General features: G+C 34.1%; 23 protein-coding genes. All 23 read left to right on the top strand.

What is annotated here, in order from left to right:
* Window positions 1-12 precede the first annotated feature (12 nt).
* Window positions 13-2,160, top strand: coding sequence for a replication restart helicase PriA (priA, locus tag STERM_RS05795; protein ID WP_012860637.1), 2,148 nt, complete (start codon window positions 13-15; stop codon window positions 2,158-2,160).
* 17 nt (window positions 2,161-2,177) lie between these two features.
* A complete protein-coding gene (def, locus tag STERM_RS05800; protein WP_012860638.1) occupies window positions 2,178-2,666 on the top strand; it encodes a peptide deformylase in 489 nt (162 codons plus the stop codon).
* Window positions 2,667-2,669: 3 nt separating this feature from the next.
* Window positions 2,670-3,374, top strand: a complete 705-nt coding sequence (locus STERM_RS05805; RefSeq protein WP_012860639.1) for a hypothetical protein — start codon at window positions 2,670-2,672, stop codon at window positions 3,372-3,374.
* 20 nt (window positions 3,375-3,394) lie between these two features.
* A complete protein-coding gene (gene fmt, locus STERM_RS05810; protein WP_012860640.1) occupies window positions 3,395-4,324 on the top strand; it encodes a methionyl-tRNA formyltransferase in 930 nt (309 codons plus the stop codon).
* Window positions 4,325-4,340: 16 nt separating this feature from the next.
* Window positions 4,341-4,991, top strand: a complete 651-nt coding sequence (locus STERM_RS05815; protein ID WP_012860641.1) for a redox-sensing transcriptional repressor Rex — start codon at window positions 4,341-4,343, stop codon at window positions 4,989-4,991.
* Between the two features lie 2 nt (window positions 4,992-4,993).
* The gene (gene folD, locus STERM_RS05820; protein WP_012860642.1) at window positions 4,994-5,851 is read left to right on the top strand and encodes a bifunctional methylenetetrahydrofolate dehydrogenase/methenyltetrahydrofolate cyclohydrolase FolD; all 858 of its coding nucleotides are present in this window, start codon (window positions 4,994-4,996) and stop codon (window positions 5,849-5,851) included.
* Window positions 5,851-6,315, top strand: a complete 465-nt coding sequence (gene accB, locus STERM_RS05825; RefSeq protein ID WP_012860643.1) for an acetyl-CoA carboxylase biotin carboxyl carrier protein — start codon at window positions 5,851-5,853, stop codon at window positions 6,313-6,315. The genes folD and accB overlap by 1 nt, the downstream gene beginning before the upstream one ends.
* 123 nt (window positions 6,316-6,438) lie before the next feature.
* Window positions 6,439-7,164 carry a hypothetical protein gene (locus STERM_RS05830; RefSeq protein WP_012860644.1) on the top strand — a complete coding sequence of 242 codons (726 nt, stop codon included), beginning with the start codon at window positions 6,439-6,441 and terminating at the stop codon, window positions 7,162-7,164.
* Window positions 7,165-7,234: 70 nt separating this feature from the next.
* Window positions 7,235-7,687: a nucleoside-diphosphate kinase gene (gene ndk / locus STERM_RS05835; protein WP_012860645.1), complete on the top strand. Its 453-nt coding sequence runs from the start codon at window positions 7,235-7,237 to the stop codon at window positions 7,685-7,687.
* A 347-nt stretch (window positions 7,688-8,034) separates the two neighbouring features.
* Window positions 8,035-8,478 (top strand): CBS domain-containing protein, encoded by a 444-nt coding sequence (locus STERM_RS05840; protein ID WP_012860646.1) that lies wholly within the window; start codon window positions 8,035-8,037, stop codon window positions 8,476-8,478.
* 37 nt (window positions 8,479-8,515) lie between these two features.
* Entirely contained in the window at window positions 8,516-9,790 is a 1,275-nt protein-coding gene (locus STERM_RS05845) for a hemolysin family protein (RefSeq protein WP_012860647.1), read from the top strand.
* A gap of 7 nt (window positions 9,791-9,797) precedes the next feature.
* Entirely contained in the window at window positions 9,798-10,241 is a 444-nt protein-coding gene (locus tag STERM_RS05850; RefSeq protein ID WP_012860648.1) for an NUDIX domain-containing protein, read from the top strand.
* Window positions 10,242-10,249: 8 nt separating this feature from the next.
* Window positions 10,250-10,780 carry an adenine phosphoribosyltransferase gene (locus STERM_RS05855; RefSeq protein WP_012860649.1) on the top strand — a complete coding sequence of 177 codons (531 nt, stop codon included), beginning with the start codon at window positions 10,250-10,252 and terminating at the stop codon, window positions 10,778-10,780.
* Window positions 10,781-10,825: 45 nt separating this feature from the next.
* Window positions 10,826-12,991 carry a RelA/SpoT family protein gene (locus tag STERM_RS05860; RefSeq protein ID WP_012860650.1) on the top strand — a complete coding sequence of 722 codons (2,166 nt, stop codon included), beginning with the start codon at window positions 10,826-10,828 and terminating at the stop codon, window positions 12,989-12,991.
* A gap of 12 nt (window positions 12,992-13,003) precedes the next feature.
* Window positions 13,004-14,158 carry a tRNA guanosine(34) transglycosylase Tgt gene (tgt, locus tag STERM_RS05865; RefSeq protein WP_012860651.1) on the top strand — a complete coding sequence of 385 codons (1,155 nt, stop codon included), beginning with the start codon at window positions 13,004-13,006 and terminating at the stop codon, window positions 14,156-14,158.
* Between the two features lie 100 nt (window positions 14,159-14,258).
* On the top strand, window positions 14,259-15,101 hold the full coding sequence (locus STERM_RS05870; protein WP_012860652.1) for a YcxB family protein: 843 nt from the start codon (window positions 14,259-14,261) through the stop codon (window positions 15,099-15,101).
* A 30-nt stretch (window positions 15,102-15,131) separates the two neighbouring features.
* Entirely contained in the window at window positions 15,132-15,980 is an 849-nt protein-coding gene (locus STERM_RS05875) for a hypothetical protein (RefSeq protein ID WP_012860653.1), read from the top strand.
* A 48-nt stretch (window positions 15,981-16,028) separates the two neighbouring features.
* Window positions 16,029-16,658, top strand: a complete 630-nt coding sequence (locus tag STERM_RS05880; protein WP_012860654.1) for an O-methyltransferase — start codon at window positions 16,029-16,031, stop codon at window positions 16,656-16,658.
* Window positions 16,659-16,688: 30 nt separating this feature from the next.
* Complete coding sequence (locus STERM_RS05885; protein ID WP_012860655.1) at window positions 16,689-18,401, top strand: Na/Pi cotransporter family protein; 1,713 nt, start codon at window positions 16,689-16,691, stop codon at window positions 18,399-18,401.
* A gap of 30 nt (window positions 18,402-18,431) precedes the next feature.
* Window positions 18,432-18,758, top strand: coding sequence for a DUF5713 family protein (locus tag STERM_RS05890; protein ID WP_012860656.1), 327 nt, complete (start codon window positions 18,432-18,434; stop codon window positions 18,756-18,758).
* A 290-nt stretch (window positions 18,759-19,048) separates the two neighbouring features.
* Window positions 19,049-19,783, top strand: coding sequence for an endonuclease/exonuclease/phosphatase family protein (locus tag STERM_RS05895; RefSeq protein WP_012860657.1), 735 nt, complete (start codon window positions 19,049-19,051; stop codon window positions 19,781-19,783).
* Between the two features lie 44 nt (window positions 19,784-19,827).
* The gene (locus STERM_RS05900) at window positions 19,828-20,766 is read left to right on the top strand and encodes a YheT family hydrolase (RefSeq protein WP_012860658.1); all 939 of its coding nucleotides are present in this window, start codon (window positions 19,828-19,830) and stop codon (window positions 20,764-20,766) included.
* Between the two features lie 102 nt (window positions 20,767-20,868).
* Window positions 20,869-22,089, top strand: a complete 1,221-nt coding sequence (locus tag STERM_RS05905; RefSeq protein ID WP_012860659.1) for a glycoside hydrolase family 10-like protein — start codon at window positions 20,869-20,871, stop codon at window positions 22,087-22,089.
* Window positions 22,090-22,146: the final 57 nt, after the last annotated feature.

A 22,146-nucleotide genomic window follows, 5' to 3' on the forward strand; every position in this document is an offset into this window, starting at 1 on the left:
CCGGGAGAATAAATGAAATATTATGTGCTTTATGTGGAAAATACAAAAAGTTTTTTTACATATAAATCAGAAGAGGAATACAAGCCTGGGGAATGGTGTATAGTAGACTTTTCGGGCCGCAAGAGATCGGCTGTTATATTAAGAGAAACAGAAGAAGATAAAATAGATTTTGATATAAAAAAAATAAAGGAAATAGACAGCAGGGCAGATATTCTCTCAATTCCTGAAGATATTATAAAGCTTATGGACTGGATGGCTGTTTATTATATAAGTGACTATTATAACGTAATAAAAACAGTCTTTCCGGGAATATTAAAGCTTAATTATTCACAGAAAGCAGTTTTTTATAAAGAGCTTGAAAATGCAGAAAAGTATAATTCAGAAACAATAAAAGATTTTAATGATTATATGAAAAAGAAAAAGGTTGTTACATCTGCCACACTTATAAAAAAGTTTGGCAAAGACCTTGTTTCTTATGCACAGTCAAAGGACGCGGTAAAAATAGAGAAACATTTGGTCACAAAAGAAAATAAGATCAAAGAAATAGAAACTGACGGAATAATAAATGAAACTGATATAGAACTTAACGAAGAACAAAAAAATACAGTAGAAGCAATAGAAAATGGAAATAATGACTATTATCTCATAAAAGGGATAACAGGTTCAGGAAAAACAGAGGTATATATAAGACTGATAAAAAATGCGCTGAAATCCGGCGGAGGTTCTATCTTTCTGGTTCCTGAAATATCACTCACACCTCAGATGATGGACAGGCTGAAAAGAGAGTTTTCCAATAATGTAGCTCTTCTTCACAGCAGACTTACTACAAAGGAAAGAAAAGAAGAGTGGAATGCCATAAAAAGCGGAAACAAAAAAGTAGTAATAGGAGCAAGATCAGCTGTTTTTGCACCTGTTCAGAATCTGAAATATATAATTCTGGATGAAGAGCATGAAACTACTTACAAGCAGGAGAGCAATCCCAGATATCATACTAAAAATGTGGCAATAAAGAGAGCTAATCTGTTAGAAAATGTAAAAGTGATACTTGGTTCGGCGACTCCTTCATTTGATACATATTATCAGGCTAAGGAGGGCGTAATAGAGCTTCTGGAACTGAAAAACAGATATAATGACGCCAAAAAGCCTGTATACGACCTTGTTAATCTGCAGAATGTGAACGGAAATTTTTCACACGAGCTTCTGGAAAAAATATCAGAAAAGCTGTTAAAAAATGAACAGATAATATTGATACTAAACAGAAAAGCGTTTTCTACATTTATAAAGTGCAGAGACTGCGGAACAGTGGAAACGTGCCCTAACTGCAGTATAAGCCTTAATTATTACAGAAAAGAAAATAAGCTGAAATGTCATTACTGCGGCTATGAAAAGTATTTTAAGCCTGTATGCGGTAACTGCGGCAGTAAAAATCTTATCCATCTCGGAACGGGAACAGAAAAAATAGAGCTGGAGCTTGGTGAGATATTTAAAGATGCAAGGATTTTGAGAATTGATTCCGAGAATACAAAAACTCAGGAGCAGTTTGAAAAAATGTACAATGACTTTAAAAATCATAAATATGATATACTACTGGGAACGCAGATTATTGCCAAAGGATTTCATTTTCCCAATGTAACCTTGGTAAGTATAATAAATGCAGATATAATACTTAATTTTCCTGATTTCAGGGCCGGGGAAAAAACTTATCAGCTGCTTACGCAGGCTTCCGGAAGATCCGGGCGTGAAAAGAAAGAAGGAGAGGTTCTGATTCAGACTTATGATCCGGACAATGATGCAATAAAGAAAACGATAAGTGATAACTATGAGGGCTACTATGAAAATGAAATGGAAATAAGAAAAATACTGAAATATCCTCCGTACGGGAGAATCATTAATATAGTAATATCCTCGGAAACAGAAACAGGTTTGAAGGAAAAGGCGGAAAAGTTTTATAATATGATAAAGGAGAAGAATAGTTTTATTCCAAAACCGTTTAAAGCACCCATATATCGTATTAATAACAGATACAGGTATCAAATTTTTATAAAATCTGATAGAATATCTATAAACAATATTAAGCACAGAATTAGAAGCTCACTGGTAAATTACCGGGAAAAGGATGTCAGAATAAGTGTAGACGTGGATCCCGTGAATTTATTATAAAGATAAAGGAGAAAATAATGAAAATAATATATTATGGTAATCCGGTGCTGCGTGAAGTATCTAAGGAAGTTACCGAAATAACAGATGAGATAAGACAAATACTTGATGAAATGGTCGAAACAATGAGAGAAGAAAGCGGAGTAGGCCTCGCAGCTAATCAGGTCGGACTAACACAAAGATTTTTTGTAGGTGAAGTAGACGGAAATGTGAAGAAAATTATTAATCCCGAAATTATTGAGTTCGGTAAGGAAGAAATAGAGCTGGAAGAAGGTTGTCTGAGTATTCCAGGTATCTATAAAAGAGTAAAAAGACCTGAGAAAATAAAGGTAAGATACCAAAATGAAAAAGGCGAAACTGTGGAAGAAGAGCTTAATGAAGTATGGGCAAGAGTATTCCAGCATGAGCTGGATCACTTGGACGGTATTTTATTCATAGATAAAATCTCACCTTTAAATAAAAGACTAATATCGAAAAGACTGGCACAAATAAAAAAAGAAGGTAACTAAAATATGAAAAAAATAATCTGTTTATTTTTTCTTCTGCTTTTATTTTCATGCGGAAAAGAGAATAAGGAAATAAATATAAGATCAGGTCTTGACAGCATAGACAGTATCGGGTCGGTGCAGGAGATAAAGCAGGAGGATATAAAAGATTTTTGGGATTTATATTCAAAAACTGAAAAGCAGATAATGGACAGTTTTAACGAGGGAGATAAATATCAGAATAAATACATAGCAGATCTAGATGATAAAATAAGAGAAATAGATCCGAGTCTTTCGGTAGAAATAAAGCCGAATACTGATAAAGACAGAGTTCTTACAATTACAGCCAATGGTATACCTGAATTATTTCCCGTGGTAATAAAAATTGCCAAAGCAGCTCCGAAAGACAGATTATGGAAAATAGAGGCGCTCAAACAAAGAGTGGAATTACCGATAATAATAGACTATAAAGGCACTATTCTGGATTCGAAAACTGTGGAATTTACCTATAAAAAAAGTGATGACGGCAGACTGGAACTGACTGTTTATTATCCTTTGGTTACAGATGATAATTTGTATATTACATATATTTTTCTTGACGGAATTATAGGAGAATATGATACTGCAAGATATATAAAAAATATAGAATTTGCCGCTAAGAAAAACCGGGCTTACCGACCTTTGGAAAATCTGAGAAATGTTTTAGATAATGAAATAAAGAGTAAAAAATAAACATAGGAAAAGGAGTAAACATGAAAACAATATTTATGGGAACCCCTGAATTTGCAGTACCGAGTCTGGAAAAAGTCTTTGAGACCACTGAGCTTACTGCTATATTTACTAAAGAGGATAAACCGAATGCAAGAGGGAATAAAATTATAATAAATCCTGTAAAGCAGTTTGGAATAGAGCATAATATAGAAATTATACAGCCTCGTAAGATGAAAGACAGTGAACTGATAAAGAAAATAAAGGATTTGGATCCTGATTTGATTGTAGTGGTGGCATATGGTAAAATATTGCCCAGAGAAATAATAGAGATTCCAAAATACGGGATAATAAATGTTCATTCATCACTTCTGCCAAAATACAGAGGTGCTTCACCGATACATTCAGCGATATTAAATGGTGAAAAAGAAACAGGTGTAAGTATTATGTATATTGAAGAAGGATTGGATTCAGGAGATGTAATTCTTATGGAATCGTGTGAAATAACAGAAACCGACACACTGGGGACACTGCATGACAAACTAAAAGTAATAGGAGCGGAGCTTCTCGGAAAAGCAATCACTCTTATTGAAAAAGAAGAAGTTACTTCGTCACCTCAGGATCATACAAAGGCAACATTTGTAAAGCCTATCACAAAAGAGGAAGAGAAGATAGACTGGAGCAGACCGGCAGAGGAGGTATACAACAAAGTCAGAGGTTTGAATCCTTTTCCCGGTGCTTATACTACTTTTAAGGATACAGTAGTAAAAATATATGAAACTGAGAAAGATTATGAAGAATATGAGGGAGACTTCGGTGAGATAGTAGCCTTAAAGAAAAAACACGGGCCTGTGGTAAAATTAAGAGACGGGAATCTGATATTAAAAAATGTTAAATTACAGGGAAAAAAGAACCAAAGTGGGATAGATTTGCTTAATGGAAGGGTATTTCAAACAGGGGATAAATTTATTTAAATTTTAGGAGGGAAAAATGAAATTAAAGAGAGACGATATTTCGGACAGAGTTATACAAAGGTTAACCAAGTATTTATCAATTTTGCATGACATGAAGAAATATGAGGAGTATATAAATTCATCTGAACTTTCAAAGATAATGAATACTACTTCAGCTCAGATAAGAAGGGATTTATCCACTTTTGGGGAATTTGGCATAAGAGGAAAAGGATATGATATTGAAAATCTCATATCTATAATAGAAAGAATACTTGGAATAGACAGAATAAATAAAGTGATTCTTGTAGGACACGGGAAGGTCGGCGAAATGCTGACTTCCAATACGGAGGTTTTGGGGAAAAGCTTTAATATAGTAGAAGTATTCGATAAAAGTCCGAGTAAGGTCGGAAAAGAAATAAAGGATCTGAATATAAAAATTAAGGATATTAAGGATATAGACAGTGATCTTGGCAAAATAAACGTAGATACTGCTATTTTATCTGTAATAAAAGAACAGGCACAGATAGTTACTGATATACTGGTGAAAAATCATATTAAAGGAATACTGAATTTTACCACGTATAAACTGGAAACGCCTGATGATGTGGCAGTAGTGGATGTTAATATAAGTGCTAATCTGCAGGAACTAAACTTTTGGAAAGATATGCTTAAGAATAAGGGGGAATAGCTTTGATATTAATAGACGGAAAAGCAGTTTCCGAAAAAATAAGAGAACAGATAAGAAGAGAGCATGAAATACTTTCGAAAGAAATAGGGAGAAAAGCAGGACTGGCAGTTATTCTTGCCGGAGAGGACCCTGCTTCAAAAATATATGTAAATAATAAGGCAAAAGCCTGTGAAAAAGCAGGATTTAACTCAGCAATACATTATCTGAGCGGGGATGTAAGCGAAGAGGAACTTTTGAAGCTTATAACCGATCTGAATAATGATGAAAATACAGACGGTATTTTAGTGCAGCTGCCTCTGCCGAAGCATATAGATGAGCTGAAAGTAATTACCAGTGTATCGCCGGAAAAAGATGTAGATGCATTTCATCCCGTAAATATAGGGAAATATGTAATAGGAGATGAAAGTGGTTTTTTACCTTGTACGCCATATGGTATAATACAGTTGCTGGATGAGTATAAGATAGAAACCCAGGGTAAAGATACCGTAATAATAGGAAGAAGCAATATAGTGGGAAAACCGATGGCTATGCTGATGCTTCAGAAAAGTGCCACGGTTCAGATATGTCACACGAAAACAAAAAATTTATTTGAAAAAATGAGAAATGCAGATATAATAATATCAGCAGTAGGAGTGCCTAATCTGGTAACGGAAGATAAGGTAAAAGAAGGAGCAGTAGTTATAGATGTAGGAATTTCCAGAGTAGAGGGAAAGGTATGCGGTGATGTGGAGTTTACAGGAGTATCCAAAAAAGCATCGTATATAACACCTGTACCGGGAGGGGTAGGTCCGATGACTATCACAAGCCTTCTCGGGAATACACTAAAATCATTTAAAAATAAAAGAAGAGAGGTTAAGTAATGAAAGACAAGGTAAAACTAATAAAAGAGCTTGCTAAAAGTATAAATACTTATGAAGTAGACAGTGTAGAATATGAAAATGAAGATTTTAAAGTAAAAATCAAAAAAAATCTTGAGGAAAAAGTGGTTTATGCAGCAGTAAATGAATCTCAGGCTATTCAGAATGCCCAGCCTGTTACTGTCTCAAATATAGAAAGTATCGAAGCAAAGCCGGCAGAGGAAGAGATTTCAGGGACTAAAATAGAATCGCCTATGGTAGGGACTTTCTATGAGGCACCTTCACCATCTTCGCCTCCTTATGTAAAAGAAGGGGATAAAGTATCGGAAGGAGATACGCTCTGTATAGTGGAGGCAATGAAATTAATGAATGAAATAAAGGCTTCTGCAAGCGGAACAATAAAAAAAATATATGCAAAAGATGGAATGACAATAAAAAAAGGCGATGTTTTAATGATAATAGAGTAAATTTTTGTATATAATGCGAGAGTAGGCATAAAAAATCAGCTTGATTATAACTCTTGAGAGCTTTTCAGAAGCTTTTTCACAGATATAATCAAGCTGTTTATTTTTTAGAAACGGGGAGAGGCTATGGCGAAGAAAAAAAGCTATTATATAACAGCGGCAATATTTGTTCTGATATCGGGATTTTTTTCGCAGTATATAAAATATGAGGTGGAAAGTTTCAGATTTTTAAAAATTTTTATGAATAAATATGCTGATACTGTGATTTATCTGGAACAAAAGAATTCTACAGACAGCTTTTTCACCAAAAAAAGTAAAGCTGTAAAAATGAGAAAAGAACTCGGAGAGAAAATAAGCAGAATAAATAAATATGCAGGATCGGAAGCCGGAAATGAACCGGAATTTCTTTCAGAAATGTATAACAAAACAGTAGGGATGACTGTACAGCAGGCTTTGTCCGAAGAGGCAGTAAGAAATAAAATGCTTAATGACAAGCTTATCAGTGATGTTTATAATAATAAAGCCGTACTGAAAAGAAACGCAGGTTTTATTTCAGGAATAAAAAACGGATTTTTAACAGGTGTCAGTTATCCTGTTTCCGTAAAAGATAAATTCATAAGCCTGACTGACAGAGGAGAGTCTCTTCCGGTTTCAATCATTAAAGCATATTTTGTTAGTATGGCTGATTATCTGAAAATTGGAATGAATTGTTTTTTATTCTATGGTCTGCCCTACAAAGCAGGGTATGCAGTCACTTGGCTTATCAGTGCTTTTTTAACTGTTATTCTGGTATTTCTTCCGTTTTTTCTGTTAAAACCGAAAAAAAGACCAAAAACAACATATGAATTTTAAAAAATACTCAAAGATCATTATTATATACTAAGTTAAATGTGATATAATATAAATATTCAGGAGGTAGCATATGGAAAAGACTTTCTCAATGATTAAACCTGACGGTATTCAAAGAGGACTTGTGGGAGAGATTCTGCAAAGATTTGAAAAAAAGGGAATAAAAATAGCTGCAATGAAATTTATGATGATCAGCAGGGAGCTTGCTGAAAAGCATTATACGGCACATAAAGGAAAGGTTTTTTATGATGATCTGATAAGATTTATTACTTCATCGCCTGTTCTGGCAATGGTTTTTGAAGGGGAGGATGTAATAAATATAGTGAGAAAGCTGGCAGGAGCCACATCGCCTGAAGCAGCACTTCCGGGAACTGTAAGAGGTGATTATTCGCTGGATGTAGAGTATAATCTGATACATGCCTCAGATTCAAAAGAGAGCGCTGAAAGGGAAATTTCTCTGTTTTTCAGAGAGGAAGAAATAATAAATTATGAGCTCATTACTGCAAAATGGGTTTATCCAAAATAACAGAATAAAATCACTATAAAACTGAAATGCCGATATCAGTGTATTTAAGCAAAAGCGAATGTGCCGCTGTACCGGCCGCTAAAAAATAGTTTTTTTATAAGTCTTGTTAATCAAATAAAAATATGATAAAATTAGCAGGTAATTAATATGAAATGTGTTCTTCTGGAGTTTTGTACAATGTATATTCAAAGTAACTGATATCTGGTAATATTAAAACACTTGTACCCTTGAGTATAAGTACTCAGGCTGTGAAATATAAAAAAATTCAGCCGGAGTTCCGATGCCTCATTATCTTATTTAAATAACAAAATATGAATAAGACTAGGTGCCAAACTAAGGAGGGAATTATGAAAAAAATAGCGGATATTATGAATAAAAATCTGGCAACGGTAGATGCCGATGACAGTTTTGAAGAAGCTTTAAAATTAATGAAGGAAAAAGGTATCGGAAGAGTTCCGGTATTGGAAAATGGTAAATTAATAGGTGTAATAACAAGAAATGATATTCTGGTAAAGACTGAAAAGGCTCCTCTGCCGCCTGTACTGGCGATCTGGGATCTTCTCATTACATTACCGAATAACAAAGAGTTCAGAGAAAAATATGATAAAATAACAGGCGTAACTGCAAAAGAAATTATGACAAAAGAGTTCAATACAATAGATGTAAATGCTGATCTTCAGGAAGCAGTTACAAGTATAGTAGACAACGAAAAAGATTTCTTTTTCGTATTTGATAAGGGAAGTTTAGTAGGGGTACTTACTAAAACGGATCTTATAAATGGTATATTTTAAAGGAAGGTGCTTAAATTTGGAAGAATTCAGGTTTTGGATGGAGATAGCTTTATTGATTGTCTTAATAGGGCTTTCAGCATTTTTTTCCGCATCGGAAACAGCCTTAACTTCATTTAGAAGAGTGTATATAGGAGAAATAAAAGATAAGAAAAAGGTAAAGCTGCTGAAAGAATGGCTGGCTAAGCCGAACGAATATCTTACTACAATACTGCTGGGTAATAATATAGTGAATGTAGGAGCTACAACCATAGCTACGATTATTACATTCGGTGTTGTTCAAAAATTAGGATTAAACAGAGGGATAGCAGGTCTGCTGGTAACTGTAGTTATGACTGCGCTGCTTTTAATATTCGGAGAAATTACTCCGAAGGTAATTGCCAAAAATTATTCGATACAGATTTCCAAAGCTGTTATTGTCCCGATAAATACATTAAAAAAATTATCAAAATTTATAGTAGTAGTTTTTATAAGTATTTCGAAATTTTTCAGCAGGCTTTTTAATGTTCCTATAAATGATGATATGTTTCTGATTACGGAAGATTCCATAAAAACATATGTAGTTCAGGGAAAAGAAGACGGGGCAATAGAGGAAGAAGAACAGGAAATGATACACAGCATTATAGACTTTACTGATACAAGTGCAAAGGAGATACTGACACCAAGAACATCTATTTTCGCACTGGAAGGAAACAAATGTCTTGATGAGGTATGGGACAGCATAATAGATCAGGGATTTTCGAGAATTCCTATTTATGAAGAGCAGATAGATAATGTGGTAGGAATCCTTTATTCCAAGGATCTGTTAAAATTCGACAGAACAAGGGATAAAGATGTAAAGGTAAGCGAACTGAAAAGAGATGCTTATTTTATTCCGGGGACAAAGACTCTTATAGAGCTTCTGGAGGAATTCAGGGAAAAACAAAATCACATGGCAATTGTAATAGATGAATACGGAGGAACTCTGGGTCTTGTTACCATAGAAGACCTTCTTGAGGAGATTGTCGGCGAAATAAGAGATGAGTATGATTTTGAAGAGGAAAATATCAATCAGATAAAAGATGAAGTATTTGATATAAAGGGAGATACAGAAATAGAAACAGTCAATAAAGAACTGGATATAAATATTCCTATTTCTGACGAATACGATACTATAGCTGGATATGTCCACTATGAACTGGGAAAGGTTGCAGAAGTCAACGATAAGGTAAACGGCGAGGATTATGTCATAAGGGTTCTGCATCTGGACAGTCACAGAATAGATAAAGTAAGAATAATAAAACTGGTTACAGAAATAAATGAGGAAGATAACTGAGGTGACAATGGATAATAATAGGCCAAGGGTCAGAGTAGCAGGGGTACTGGAAGAAGACGGAAAATTACTGCTGATAGAACATACAAAAAATGAAAGAAGCTATTGGCTGCTGCCGGGCGGCGGAGTCGACTGGGGAGAATCATTGGAAGAAGCAGTAAAAAGAGAATTTCTGGAAGAAACTAATCTTACGGTAAAAATTGAAGAGTTTTTATTTATATCTGAAACACTTGCTCCGGATAAGACTAAGCATGTAATCAATTTATACTTTAAGGTAAAAAGAGAATCAGGGGAGCTTGCACTGGGTGACGACAGTGTGCTGAGCGATCTGAAATTTTTTACGCTTGAAGAGATGGATAAAATAAAAATATATCCTAATGTAAACGGGATTTTAAAAAAAATTATGAAAAAAGAGTCATATGAAAATTTTTTGGGTATGATTTGGGATAAATAGGAGGACAAATGGAAAAATTAGAAATGGAAAGATTAAAAGAATTAATTAGATCTATACCGGACTTTCCCGAAAAAGGAGTAATGTTTCGAGATATAACTACGGCTCTTAAGGATAAACAAGGCCTTCATGCAATAATTGATGATTTCACAAACAGATACACAGATAAGGGAATAGACTATGTACTTGGTGCAGACGCAAGAGGATTTATCTTCGGGGCAGCCATTGCATATAATATAGGAGCAGGATTTGTTCCTGCAAGAAAAATAGGAAAATTGCCCGGAGAGACTGCACGGGTGGAGTATGATCTTGAATACGGAACAAATACAATAGAAGTTCATAATGATGCCTTTGAAAAAGGTGCTAATGTACTTATAGTAGATGATCTGCTGGCTACGGGAGGTACTGCGGCAGCTATGGTAAAGCTGGTGGAAATGCTAGGGGCGGATGTATATGAGCTGGCTTTCTTAATAGAATTAGAAGATTTAAATGGTAGAGATTTATTAGATGGTCATAGTGTTTATTCTATCTTAAAATACTAATAACGACATGTAATATGTCGTTTTTTTAAAATCTGGGGAGATAAAATGAGAATAATAAAAGAGAGATTTGCTGAACTGGAAAAAAAGATTAAAGAAAATAATCTGGATGTTGATGTAGACAAAATTGAGAATGCCTTTGTGCTGGCATATGAATCACATGTGGGACAGAAGAGAAAAAGCGGGGAAGATTATATCCTGCATCCTATTGAAGTAGCGGAAATTCTGGTAGACTTGAGGCTTGATACTGACACTATAGTGGCAGGTATTTTGCATGATGTAGTGGAAGATACGCTTATTACAATTCCGGATATAGAATATAATTTTGGAAAAGAAGTGGCAAGGCTGGTAGACGGAGTAACAAAATTACGTAATCTTCCCAGAACAGACAGCAGCAAAAGAATAGAAAATATACGAAAAATGGTCGTGGCTATGTCTGAAGATATAAGAGTAGTATTAATAAAGCTCGCTGACAGGCTCCATAATATGAGAACACTTAAATATATGAAACCGGAAAAGCAGATAGAAAAGGCCAAGGAATCATTGGAAATATATGCACCCATAGCACATAGAATAGGAATGGCGAAAATAAAATGGGAATTGGAGGATATAAGCTTTAGGTATCTTTATCCGGAAAAATATAAGGAAATAAGCACTCTTGTAAAAACAAAGAGAAAAGAACGTGAAAAGTATACCAATGAGGTAATAGAGAAGATATCCGGCGAACTGAAGAAATTTAATATTCAGGGGGAAGTAACCGGAAGACCGAAGCATCTTTACAGTATATATAAAAAGATGGTGGAGAAGCAGAAAAATTTTAATGATCTTCATGACCTTATTGCTATCAGGATTCTTGTTAATAAAGAAGTGGAATGTTACAATGTTCTTGGAATAATACACAGTCTGTATATACCTGTGGCTGGAAGATTTAAGGACTACATAGCTGTTCCTAAGTCTAACGGCTATCAGTCAATACATACTACTATAGAAGGACCTGATAAACAGAATATAGAGGTGCAGATAAGAACTTATGCCATGCACATGATAGCAGAAGAAGGGGTTGCCGCACACTGGAAATATAAAGAGAAAAAGAGCAAGAGCAAAGATGAGAATTATTATGCCGCAGTAAAGAAAATGATTGCCGGTAATGAGAATGTTGATAGTTTTGTGAAAGAAGTTACTGATAATGTATTAAATGAAACTATATTTGTTTTCACGCCGAAAGGTGATGTCATAGAGCTTCAGAATGCAGCTACGCCTTTGGATTTTGCATTTCATATACATACACAGATTGGATATAAAACCGTAGGGGCTAAAGTCAACGATAAAATAGTTCCTTTGGATTACGAGCTGAAAAACGGTGATAAAATAGAAATACTTACTTCAAAAAACAGTAAGGGGCCTGGTAAAGACTGGATAAATATGGTAAAGGCAAACAGCTCAAAAGTAAAAATCAGAAAATGGTTTAAGGATAAGGAATTTGAAGAAAGAACAAAAGACGGAGAGCTGCTCCTTGAACGCGAGCTGGAAAAAATAAATCTGAAATTTAAGGATATAGAAGAAGATGAGAAGCTTTTTCTATATATGAAAAAATATAATATAAATGATACAAAATCTTTATTTTATAAATTTGCTACAGGTGAATTGTCACTGGAAGGCTTTACAAACAGATTTGAGGTAAAGAAAGAGCTGGATGAGAAGCAGGTTCTGGAAGAAGAAACTCTGAAAGGAAATAAAAGGAAGGAAAAAAGTACAGGCGGTATCAGAATAAGCGGAACTGACAATACTATGTATAAATTTGCCAAATGCTGTACCCCGCTTCCGGGAGATGATATACAGGGCTTTGTGACAAAGGTAAGAGGAATAGTAATTCACAGAAAAGACTGTAAAAATCTCCATAATCTTTTGAAAAATGATCCTGACAGAGCGATTGACGTGGAGTGGGATGTAGAGGAAATCGGGAAGTCTACTTCAAAATATGAATTTGTATTTACTGCGAAAGCACTTAACAGACCTAATATTCTAATGGATATAATAAAGGTACTTAATGACTTTAAGATGGATCTGATAAATGTAAATACCACTGTAACAAAGGAAAACGGAATAGAATATTCACTTATGAAATTTGATATTATGATAAAAAAACGTGATGACTTTGACAGACTGGCAAATAATCTGAAGTCAATGAAAGACATCGTTGATATAATAAGATAAAAGGAGAAACAAATGGAATTACCTGTAAAGTATACTTTAGAAAAAAAAGACGGAAATGCAAGAGCAGGAGTAATAGAAACACCTCACGGCAAGATAGAAACACCCGTTTTTATGCCGGTAGGTACTCAGGCTACAGTAAAAACAATGACAAGAGAAGAACTGGAGACTATAGAAACAGAAATAATTCTCGGGAATACATATCATTTATATTTAAGACCGGGAGATAAACTGATAGATGACTTCGGAGGACTGCATAAATTCATGAACTGGGATAAACCCATTCTTACAGACAGCGGTGGATTTCAGGTTTTTAGTCTCGGGGATCTGAGAAAAATAACAGAAGAAGGTGTGCATTTCAGATCGCATATAGACGGATCAAAGCATTTTCTTTCGCCGGAAAAGTCGATAGATATACAGAATAATCTTGGAAGCGATATAATGATGGCGCTTGATGAGTGTCCTCCCGGGCTTTCTGCAAGGGAATATCTGATTCCTTCTATAGAGAGAACAACAAGATGGGCCCAGAGATGTATAGAGGCTAACAGAAATAAAGACAGACAGGGACTTTTTGGGATTTTTCAGGGCGGGATATATGAGGATCTCCGTGAGAAGAGTTTTGAAGAGCTTTATAAGATGGATGAATACTTTTCAGGATATGCGATAGGAGGACTGGCTGTCGGCGAGCCAAGGGAAGATATGTACAGAATACTTGAATATATGACGCCGAAGCTTCCTGAAAACAAACCCAGATATCTGATGGGCGTAGGTGAGCCTGTGGATATGCTTGAAGCAGTGGAAGACGGAGTAGATATGATGGATTGCGTACAGCCTACAAGGATAGGAAGGCATGGTACGGTTTTTACCAAGTACGGAAGACTTGTAATAAAAAATGCCAAGTATTTCAGAGATCCAAGACCTCTTGATGACGGCTGCGACTGTTATGTCTGCAGAAATTATACAAGAGCCTATATAAGACATCTGTTTAAGGCAGAGGAAATGCTGGGACAGAGACTTACTACATACCATAATCTTTATTTCCTTATAAAGCTTATGAAAGGAGCAAGAACCGCAATTCTTGAAAATCGTTTTCAAGAGTATAAGAATAATTTTATCTCAGATTATTCGGCAGGCAGTACGCACGAATGGATAACGGCAAAGGAACTTTAAGACTGGAAATAATTATTTATGAGAGATTTGCTATTATTCAGCAGATAACTCTGGTATAGCAGCCCGAATATATAAATAATTTCCGGGAAAGGAGTTATGAATGGAAGATATTATAAAAATAAAGTACAGACTGGATTTTAACCGGCTGAAAGACACATATATGTCAGCTTACGGTGCGGCCAGCGATGAATATCTGAGGGAATTTGACGGATCAATAGCAGACAGTACGAGAAATATCGAAGCAGAATTTGACAATGAAAAAGTAGTTATTAAAATCATTGATAAAAATGAGAAAAATACTTATTTTTATAACGAAATTTTTAAAATAAAAAAAGAGAAAGACAGCTATTTATTTTTTATAAGTAAAATTCAGTTTTTTTATTTCAAATTCAGTGACTTCTCTTCAGAAGATCTTGCTAAAATTGATATAATTCTGAAAGAATTTTATGAAAAGACACAGGGAGAAATTCTTGCAGCAGTGGAAAATTATGAGCTTAACGAAGAAAGAGTTATTGCTGCAAGTAAAATTATATATAAAAATCTGAATATTGTATTTTTGTTATTGGGCATTATTCTGACAATACTTCATCAGATAATGTACCGCAGTATGTTGGTAAACGTTCTCACAATTGTGTTATATACAGTTTTTATATTGTTTTTTCTGAAATTTTATTATAAAAGCATGGGAAAAAGAATAATAAAATCTACCAATAAGAATTTTTTATATGCAAGAATATTATTTTATAAGGATAAAATAGAGGTAATATCTAAAAGAAAAATGGGGCTGTCTGAGATTTATTACAATGAATTCTACAAAATAAAAAAGACAAAAAAAGGATATCTGTTTTTAACTCAAAAATATAGTTTTTATTTCTTTTTTTATGATGAATTCAAAAAAGATGAGCTTGAAAGACTTAGCAGCACTTTGTCCCAATATATATAAGGTGTTTGGATATAAGAGAGGAGATACTTTGTGAAAGAAATAGCAGAAATACAATACACAGTAGATGCAGACAGACTGAAGCGCCTGTATTATGCCAGATACAAGGTAAATTATGAAAAATTTTCACAGGAAATTTATGAATCAAGATCTGAGAGTGAAAGAGAGTACAAGGATATATTTTTTGATGACAGGGTAATTTCAGAAAATATTCTGAAAAATGAAAAAACAACTTTTTTATATGATGAATTATTTGCTGTAGAGAAAACAGAGGACGGATATCTGTTTCATATTACAAATAACAGCCTGCTCTTTTATGGATTTAATGAATTTGATCCGAAGAGTCTGGAAGCTCTTGATGAAATTTTGCGTCCTTATTATGAAATAAAGCTTGAAAAACCTGCAGCAGTGATAGAGAATTTTGAATATACAGAAAATAAAATAAGAAAGATAATGTTCAAAAAGGTTTTCAATTACAGGCTGTTGCTTGTAATAACAGCATATATACTTTTAATATGGAGTGAACTTTTATACACCAGCAGTTTTTCTAAAGTATTATGTATGGTAATAGCCTTAGGAATTTCTATTCAATATTTATATTCTTATTTTATAATCCCTAAAAAAACTCTAAAATCAATGAAGAATGGATTGTTAAGGGGAAGAGTACTTTTTTATCAGGACAGGCTTGAATTAATAAATAAAACAAAAGCAGAAATTTCTGTAATAAAATACGAAGAATTTTTTAAAATAAAAGAAATAAAATATGGTTTTTTGTTCTATATTCAAAGGTATAAGTGCTTTTTATTCGAATATTCCGAAATTCAGGGTGACATGGAAAATTTAAAAAAAATTTTATTTAATAATAAAGAAAGCAAAAAATAAAATAGTAGGAAAATCAGAAAAAAAATATTATAATACAGGGAGATGGGCATGATAGTCGATTTTGACAAGGCTGCTGAATATACCAGAAAACTGCTGAAAATAAATAATGAAAAAATACTTGAAATAAAAAAGTATGGGGAAGAAAATAAAATTCCTATAATAACCGAGGAAGTTTTAAATTTTATGATTTTTTCGGCTAAGACAGCTAAAGCTGCAAATATTCTGGAAATAGGAACTGCAATTGGTTACTCGGGAGTATTCTTAGCAGAAATATCTGAGGGAAACGGGGGAAAGTTTTACACAATAGAAATAGATGAGGAAAGATACAGCAGGGCAAAGGAGAATTTTGAAAAATTTAGTTTTGAAAATGTGACTTTGATTTTAGGTGATGCACTGGAAAAAATAAGTGAAATAGATGAAAAATTTGATTTTATTTTTATAGATGCGGCAAAAGGACAGTACAAAAAGTTTTTTGATCTCGCATACCCTAAACTATCGGATAACTGTATAATATTTATCGATAATATAATGTTCAAAGGACTGGTAGCTGAAGCAGAAATACCGAAAAGATATAAGACGATAGTAAGAAAATTAAATGAATTCATCAGTTATCTGAATGATAATCACAATTTTGTACTGCTTCCGTTTGGTGACGGAGTAGGACTGGTGACAAAGTAAAAGCTTTTTGAAAGATGAAGGGAGAAAAATATGCTGGATGGAAATGAAGGGGCAATAAGCCCGCAGACTCTGATGATGTTATTAGGAGGATTGGGTATTTTTTTATTTGGTATTAAGTTTATGGGGGAAGCATTAAAGAACTATGCCGGGGATAAAATGAGAGATCTTATAAATAAGTACACTGATACGCCTGTAAAAGGAGTTTTGGTAGGAACGTTTTCAACAATGCTGATACAAAGCAGCTCAGGAACTACTGCGCTTACGATATCGCTGGTAAGAGCCGGTCTGATGGATCTGCGGCAGGCAATCGGAGTAATAATGGGAGCCAATATAGGAACAACAATAACAGCATTTTTAATAGGACTGAAAATTAAGGATTATGCACTGCCCATAATGTTTGTTGGTGCGATAATATATATGTTTGCGCAGGGAAACAAAATAAATTCCCTGGGACAGATTTTTTTCGGATTTGGTGCTTTGTTTTTTGGACTTGATATAATGAGTAAAGCTCTGGAGCCTCTGGCGCACTTACCGGTATTCGCAGAATACATGGTAAAATTATCACACAATCCAATATTAGGGATATTAACAGGAACAGCACTTACAATGGTAGTGCAGTCTTCATCTGCAACAATAGGAATATTACAGACTCTCTATGCACAGCATACGATTTCATTTGTCGGTGCCATACCGGTGCTTCTCGGAGATAATATAGGAACTACGATAACAGCGGTTTTATCTGCACTGGGCGGAGCTACAGCAGCAAAAAGAGCAGCAACTGCACATGTAATATTTAATATTTTTGGTGCCATAGTATTTGGTGTTGTATTATTTCTTTTTCAGGCTATCATACCGTATGAATATCTCGTGACAACCCTGCTTCATCTGAATCCTGAGATGCAGCTGGCCTTTACACACGGGTTGTTTAACTTCTCTGTGACATTAATGCTACTGCCGTTTGTATCTTTACTGGAAAAAACGGTTAAGAAAATAATACCGTCTAAAAAAGGCGACAGAGAAACTAAATTTAACGAAAAACTGCTGAATGAGGAATTAATAGTGCAGTCACCTGTACTGGCAACAGAGCAGGCTTCAAAAACACTGCTTGCCCTTGCCAATCTTGTGGTAGAAATGCTGGAAGAAACAAATACTTATATAAAAACTAAAAATCAGGAAAGTGCCAAAGCAGTATTTAGCTTGGAAACAGCAGTAAATTCAATAGATAAAAAGCTGCATAACTTCTGTATAAAATTATCAGGTGCGGTTTTATCAAGTGAAGATACAAAAAAACTAAATGTAATCATGTATTCGCTCAGGGATTATGAGAGAATAGCAGATCTTGCACAAAATACAGTTATAAAAATGCAGAATATATATGCTACAAAAGAAAAAATAACAAATGAGGCTGTAGGAGAAATGGCAAAAATGCTGGAAGTATGCTATCTTGCAGTAAAGGATACCATAAATATGTTTTTACAGAGAGATTTGAAATTTGGTGCTTCAGTTAATGAAAAGGAAGAATATATAGATAAATTAGAAAGAAAAGCTATAAAGAATCATATGAACAGAACAAGAGAAGGCAAATGCGTGGGAAGCGCGGCTGTAATATATGTAGATATCATTTCGGACATAGAAAGAATAGGAGATCATGCAGTAAATATAGTAGAGCACTATACTTACAAAGATCTTGTTCTTACTCCCGAAGAAGAAGATCTTGATTTATCAAAATTTATTATAGAATAAAAAAATATTTTTATAACCACAGGAGAAAAAATGAAAAAATTTGATGAAAATTATATTTATCTAAAAGATATGTATAATGACAGTTATTTTCCAAAATTTTTAGTAGACAAGGTAAAGCAGGAGATAGTAAAAGTAGTGGAGTATCTTGAGGAAGAGGGGCATACAACAGAGGATATACAGAAGAAATTCGATATTATGACCATTGCAATTAACGATCTGCAGGAGGAATTTTATGAGAACGACAGTGAGATAGAAACTGCCGCAAGAGACTCCATAGGGGTAACTGTAGATTATATATTGAAATATTTTAATATAGATATTGATACAGAAACAGCAATAGGAGAAAGAGACTGGTAAACAGACAGAAAAGTAATGCCGGGAAAATTCCGGTGAGATATAATTTTTAATGAGGTGGTATAATTTATAAAAAGCAGTGAAAGATATTCGGAAAAATATCAAAAAACTCTGGAAAATATAATTATATCTGCCTCATTTTTTTATTTATAAAAGCATAAGAAAATTTAGGTATTTACTGGAAACAGAAATACTTAGAAATCTCTAAAACCGGATAATTTTGAATTTGATTCTTGTAAATTTTTTTTAAAAGGAGTAATATAATAATATAAACGCAGAATGGTGATGAGAATATGAAGTTTATTTTATATAATATCCGATATGGAACAGGAAAATACTTACACCAGCCTTTGAAGCATATAAGGGGGTATTTGGGAAAATCAGTGGAGCAAACTGATAAAATAGGGGATTTTTTGAAAAAATATAAACCTGATGTGGTAGGGCTTGTAGAAGTAGATCTTGGCTCATACAGAACAAGAAGGAAAAATCAGGCTACTTTTTTGGGAAAGCAGCTTGGGCATTATGGAATTTATGAGCATAAGTATTCACAGAATTCCAGTCTTATGAAAGTTCCTGTTTTAAGAAGACAGGGAAATGCTTTTTTATCAGGTCTTCAGGTAGAGGGGCAGAAATTCCATTATTTTAATAACGGAATGAAAAAACTGGTGATAGAGCTTGAAACGAAGGATTTTTCGATATTTCTGATACACCTTGCACTGGGTGCAAAAACACGGCTGAAACAAATTGTAGAGCTGTATGAGGTAATAGATTCATGTACAAAGCCGTTTATTATAGCCGGTGATTTTAATTTATTCTGGGGCGAGGAGGAAATAGAATTATTTCTGAGAGCATTGAACCTGAAAAATGCTAATATAAAAAATATTCCCACATATCCAAGCTGGAAACCAAAAAAAGTATTGGATTTTATTATATATTCCGAAGGAATAAAAATTAATGATTTTAAAGTTCTGACAGATGTGAGGCTTTCGGATCATCTGCCGTTATATGTGGATTTTGAAACAATTTAATATTTTACAGCAACATTGATAAGCATAATATCAGGAGGGATAAAATGAAAACATATAAACCTGGATTTTTATTTAAATTGGGTGATGTAAATACAGTATACCCGACTTTTTTCAGAAACGTAAAAGTAAACTATGAGAGAGAAAGATTAGAGCTGAAAGACGGAGATTTTCTGGATATAGACAGAATAAAGAACGGTAATAGGAAAGCAGCTGTTTTATGTCATGGACTTGAAGGTTCTTCTAACAGTAATTATATAAGGGCTGCTGCAAGCTTTTTAAGCAAGAACGGTTTTGATATCACGGCTGTAAATTACAGATCATGCAGCGGGGAATTAAACAGGCTTCCCAGATTTTACCATGCAGGGGCAACAGATGATCTGAAAGAAATAATAAACCATATAGAGCCTGAGTATGATGAGATATATCTCGTAGGCTACAGTCTGGGTGCTAATCTGGTACTAAAATATATGGGAGTAGATGCCGGGAAAGATAAAAAGCTAAAGGCCGGTGTAGCTATTTCCTGTCCTATGGATCTGTATGATTCTTCTTTTACTTTGAATAAAAGAAGAAATTATGTATACAGAATGAAATTTATTTTGAGCTTTAGAAAAAAAATAAAAGAAAAACATAAGATGATGCCGGATAAAATCAATATTGACGGTATAGATAAAATGACTGACTTCAACGAAATGGATAACAGATACACCGCTAAATTAGGCGGCTTTAAGGATGCTGAGGATTATTACAAAAAAGAAAGTGCAATAAATTTTTTACCGGATATAAAGGTGCCGGCATTAATAATAAATGCCAAAGATGATCCTATATTATCAAGTAAATGTTATCCGAAACATTTGAAAAAAATAAATGAAAATTTGAATGTGCTTTATCCAAAATATGGGGGACATGTTGGTTTTGCAAAATTTAATAAGGACTATTACTGGACTGATTATAAGGTTCTAGACTTTTTTAGACGTGTAGGCTAAGCTGTTTCTAAGACTGATAAGGTAAAATTAAAAAGTTATAATACAGAAAGATCTGTTTTATAACTTTTTACATTTTTAATAATATAACAAAATGGAGGAATAATGAAATCAAAAATAATACTGTTAATCAGTTTGTTTATATTTTGCACAGGTTTTTCAGCTTCTGTAAAACCCGCAGGGAATACTAAAAAAGCAGGAACTGCTGCAAAACAAAGAAAAGAATTCAGGGCAGTGTGGGTAGCAAGTGTGGCAAATATAGACTGGCCCTCAAAAAAAGGACTTAGCGAAGAACAGCAGAAAAGAGAATATCTGAATATATTAGATAATGTGAAAAGATGGAACATGAATGCAGTTGTAGTCCAGGTAAAACCTACAGGAGATGCTTTTTATCCGTCAAAATACGGTCCGTGGTCAGAATATCTTACAGGAAAACAGGGAGTAAATCCCGGATATGACCCGCTGAAATTTATGGTAGAGGAAGCACATAAACGTGGAATAGAATTCCATGCATGGTTTAATCCTTACAGATTATCAATGAACACTGACAGAAGCAGACTGTCAAGGGATAATATTGTTTTCAAAAAACCGGAATGGATAGTAGAATACGGTGGAAAGCTATATCTGGATCCTGGGATTCCGGCGGTAGATGATTATGTAGTGGACAGTATTATGGAGGTAGTAAAAAATTATGACATAGATGCTGTGCATATGGATGATTATTTTTATCCTTACAAGGTTAAAAATCAGGAGTATCCGGATGAATATACTTACAGACAATACGGCAGTGAATATAACAGTAAAAGTGCATGGAGAAGAGATAACGTAAACAGACTTGTAGAGAAGCTGTCGGCTGAAATAAAAAAGACGAAGCCTAATGTACAATTTGGAATAAGCCCTTTTGGTGTTTGGAGAAATAAAAGTACTGATCCTGTAAGAGGCTCTGATACGAAAGCCGGAGTTCAGAATTATGATGACTTATATGCAGATATTTTGTTATGGATAGACAAAGGCTGGATAGATTACGTAGCACCTCAGATATACTGGAATCAGGGCTTTAATCTGGCAGAATACAATACTCTGGTAAGATGGTGGAGTGATGCCGTGGCAGGATCAAAAACTGATTTATATATAGGTCAGGCTGCTTATAAAGTAAAAGAGTGGAAAAATTCAAATGAGCTCATAAATCAGGTTTATTTTAACAGAGATTTTTCAAATGTAAAGGGAAGTATATTTTTTAGTTATAAATCTCTTTTAGATAATCCCAAAGAAGTAACTTTTAATCTGATGGAAGGACCATATAAGTCAGATTATATATTAAAATAAAAATGGAATTCCTTATTGCAAAACGTGATAAGGAATTTTCTGTAATGGAGTGAGTAA

Origin of the sequence: Sebaldella termitidis ATCC 33386 (assembly GCF_000024405.1) — a bacterium.
In the GTDB taxonomy this organism is placed as follows: Bacteria; Fusobacteriota; Fusobacteriia; order Fusobacteriales; family Leptotrichiaceae; genus Sebaldella; species Sebaldella termitidis.

Excerpts from the sequence above, each read along its gene's own strand:
- priA (WP_012860637.1), top strand. The coding sequence starts at position 13 with ATGAAATATTATGTGCTTTATGTGGAAAATACAAAAAGTTTTTTTACA.
- tgt (WP_012860651.1), top strand. The coding sequence starts at position 13,004 with ATGGAATTACCTGTAAAGTATACTTTAGAAAAAAAAGACGGAAATGCA.
- STERM_RS05840 (WP_012860646.1), top strand. The coding sequence starts at position 8,035 with ATGAAAAAAATAGCGGATATTATGAATAAAAATCTGGCAACGGTAGAT.
- STERM_RS05830 (WP_012860644.1), top strand. The coding sequence starts at position 6,439 with ATGGCGAAGAAAAAAAGCTATTATATAACAGCGGCAATATTTGTTCTG.
- STERM_RS05850 (WP_012860648.1), top strand. The coding sequence starts at position 9,798 with ATGGATAATAATAGGCCAAGGGTCAGAGTAGCAGGGGTACTGGAAGAA.
- accB (WP_012860643.1), top strand. The coding sequence starts at position 5,851 with ATGAAAGACAAGGTAAAACTAATAAAAGAGCTTGCTAAAAGTATAAAT.
- fmt (WP_012860640.1), top strand. The coding sequence starts at position 3,395 with ATGAAAACAATATTTATGGGAACCCCTGAATTTGCAGTACCGAGTCTG.
- STERM_RS05855 (WP_012860649.1), top strand. The coding sequence starts at position 10,250 with ATGGAAAAATTAGAAATGGAAAGATTAAAAGAATTAATTAGATCTATA.
- STERM_RS05890 (WP_012860656.1), top strand. The coding sequence starts at position 18,432 with ATGAAAAAATTTGATGAAAATTATATTTATCTAAAAGATATGTATAAT.
- STERM_RS05900 (WP_012860658.1), top strand. The coding sequence starts at position 19,828 with ATGAAAACATATAAACCTGGATTTTTATTTAAATTGGGTGATGTAAAT.
- ndk (WP_012860645.1), top strand. The coding sequence starts at position 7,235 with ATGGAAAAGACTTTCTCAATGATTAAACCTGACGGTATTCAAAGAGGA.
- STERM_RS05860 (WP_012860650.1), top strand. The coding sequence starts at position 10,826 with ATGAGAATAATAAAAGAGAGATTTGCTGAACTGGAAAAAAAGATTAAA.
- STERM_RS05870 (WP_012860652.1), top strand. The coding sequence starts at position 14,259 with ATGGAAGATATTATAAAAATAAAGTACAGACTGGATTTTAACCGGCTG.
- STERM_RS05880 (WP_012860654.1), top strand. The coding sequence starts at position 16,029 with ATGATAGTCGATTTTGACAAGGCTGCTGAATATACCAGAAAACTGCTG.
- STERM_RS05805 (WP_012860639.1), top strand. The coding sequence starts at position 2,670 with ATGAAAAAAATAATCTGTTTATTTTTTCTTCTGCTTTTATTTTCATGC.
- STERM_RS05815 (WP_012860641.1), top strand. The coding sequence starts at position 4,341 with ATGAAATTAAAGAGAGACGATATTTCGGACAGAGTTATACAAAGGTTA.
- STERM_RS05885 (WP_012860655.1), top strand. The coding sequence starts at position 16,689 with ATGCTGGATGGAAATGAAGGGGCAATAAGCCCGCAGACTCTGATGATG.
- STERM_RS05895 (WP_012860657.1), top strand. The coding sequence starts at position 19,049 with ATGAAGTTTATTTTATATAATATCCGATATGGAACAGGAAAATACTTA.
- def (WP_012860638.1), top strand. The coding sequence starts at position 2,178 with ATGAAAATAATATATTATGGTAATCCGGTGCTGCGTGAAGTATCTAAG.
- STERM_RS05845 (WP_012860647.1), top strand. The coding sequence starts at position 8,516 with ATGGAGATAGCTTTATTGATTGTCTTAATAGGGCTTTCAGCATTTTTT.
- STERM_RS05905 (WP_012860659.1), top strand. The coding sequence starts at position 20,869 with ATGAAATCAAAAATAATACTGTTAATCAGTTTGTTTATATTTTGCACA.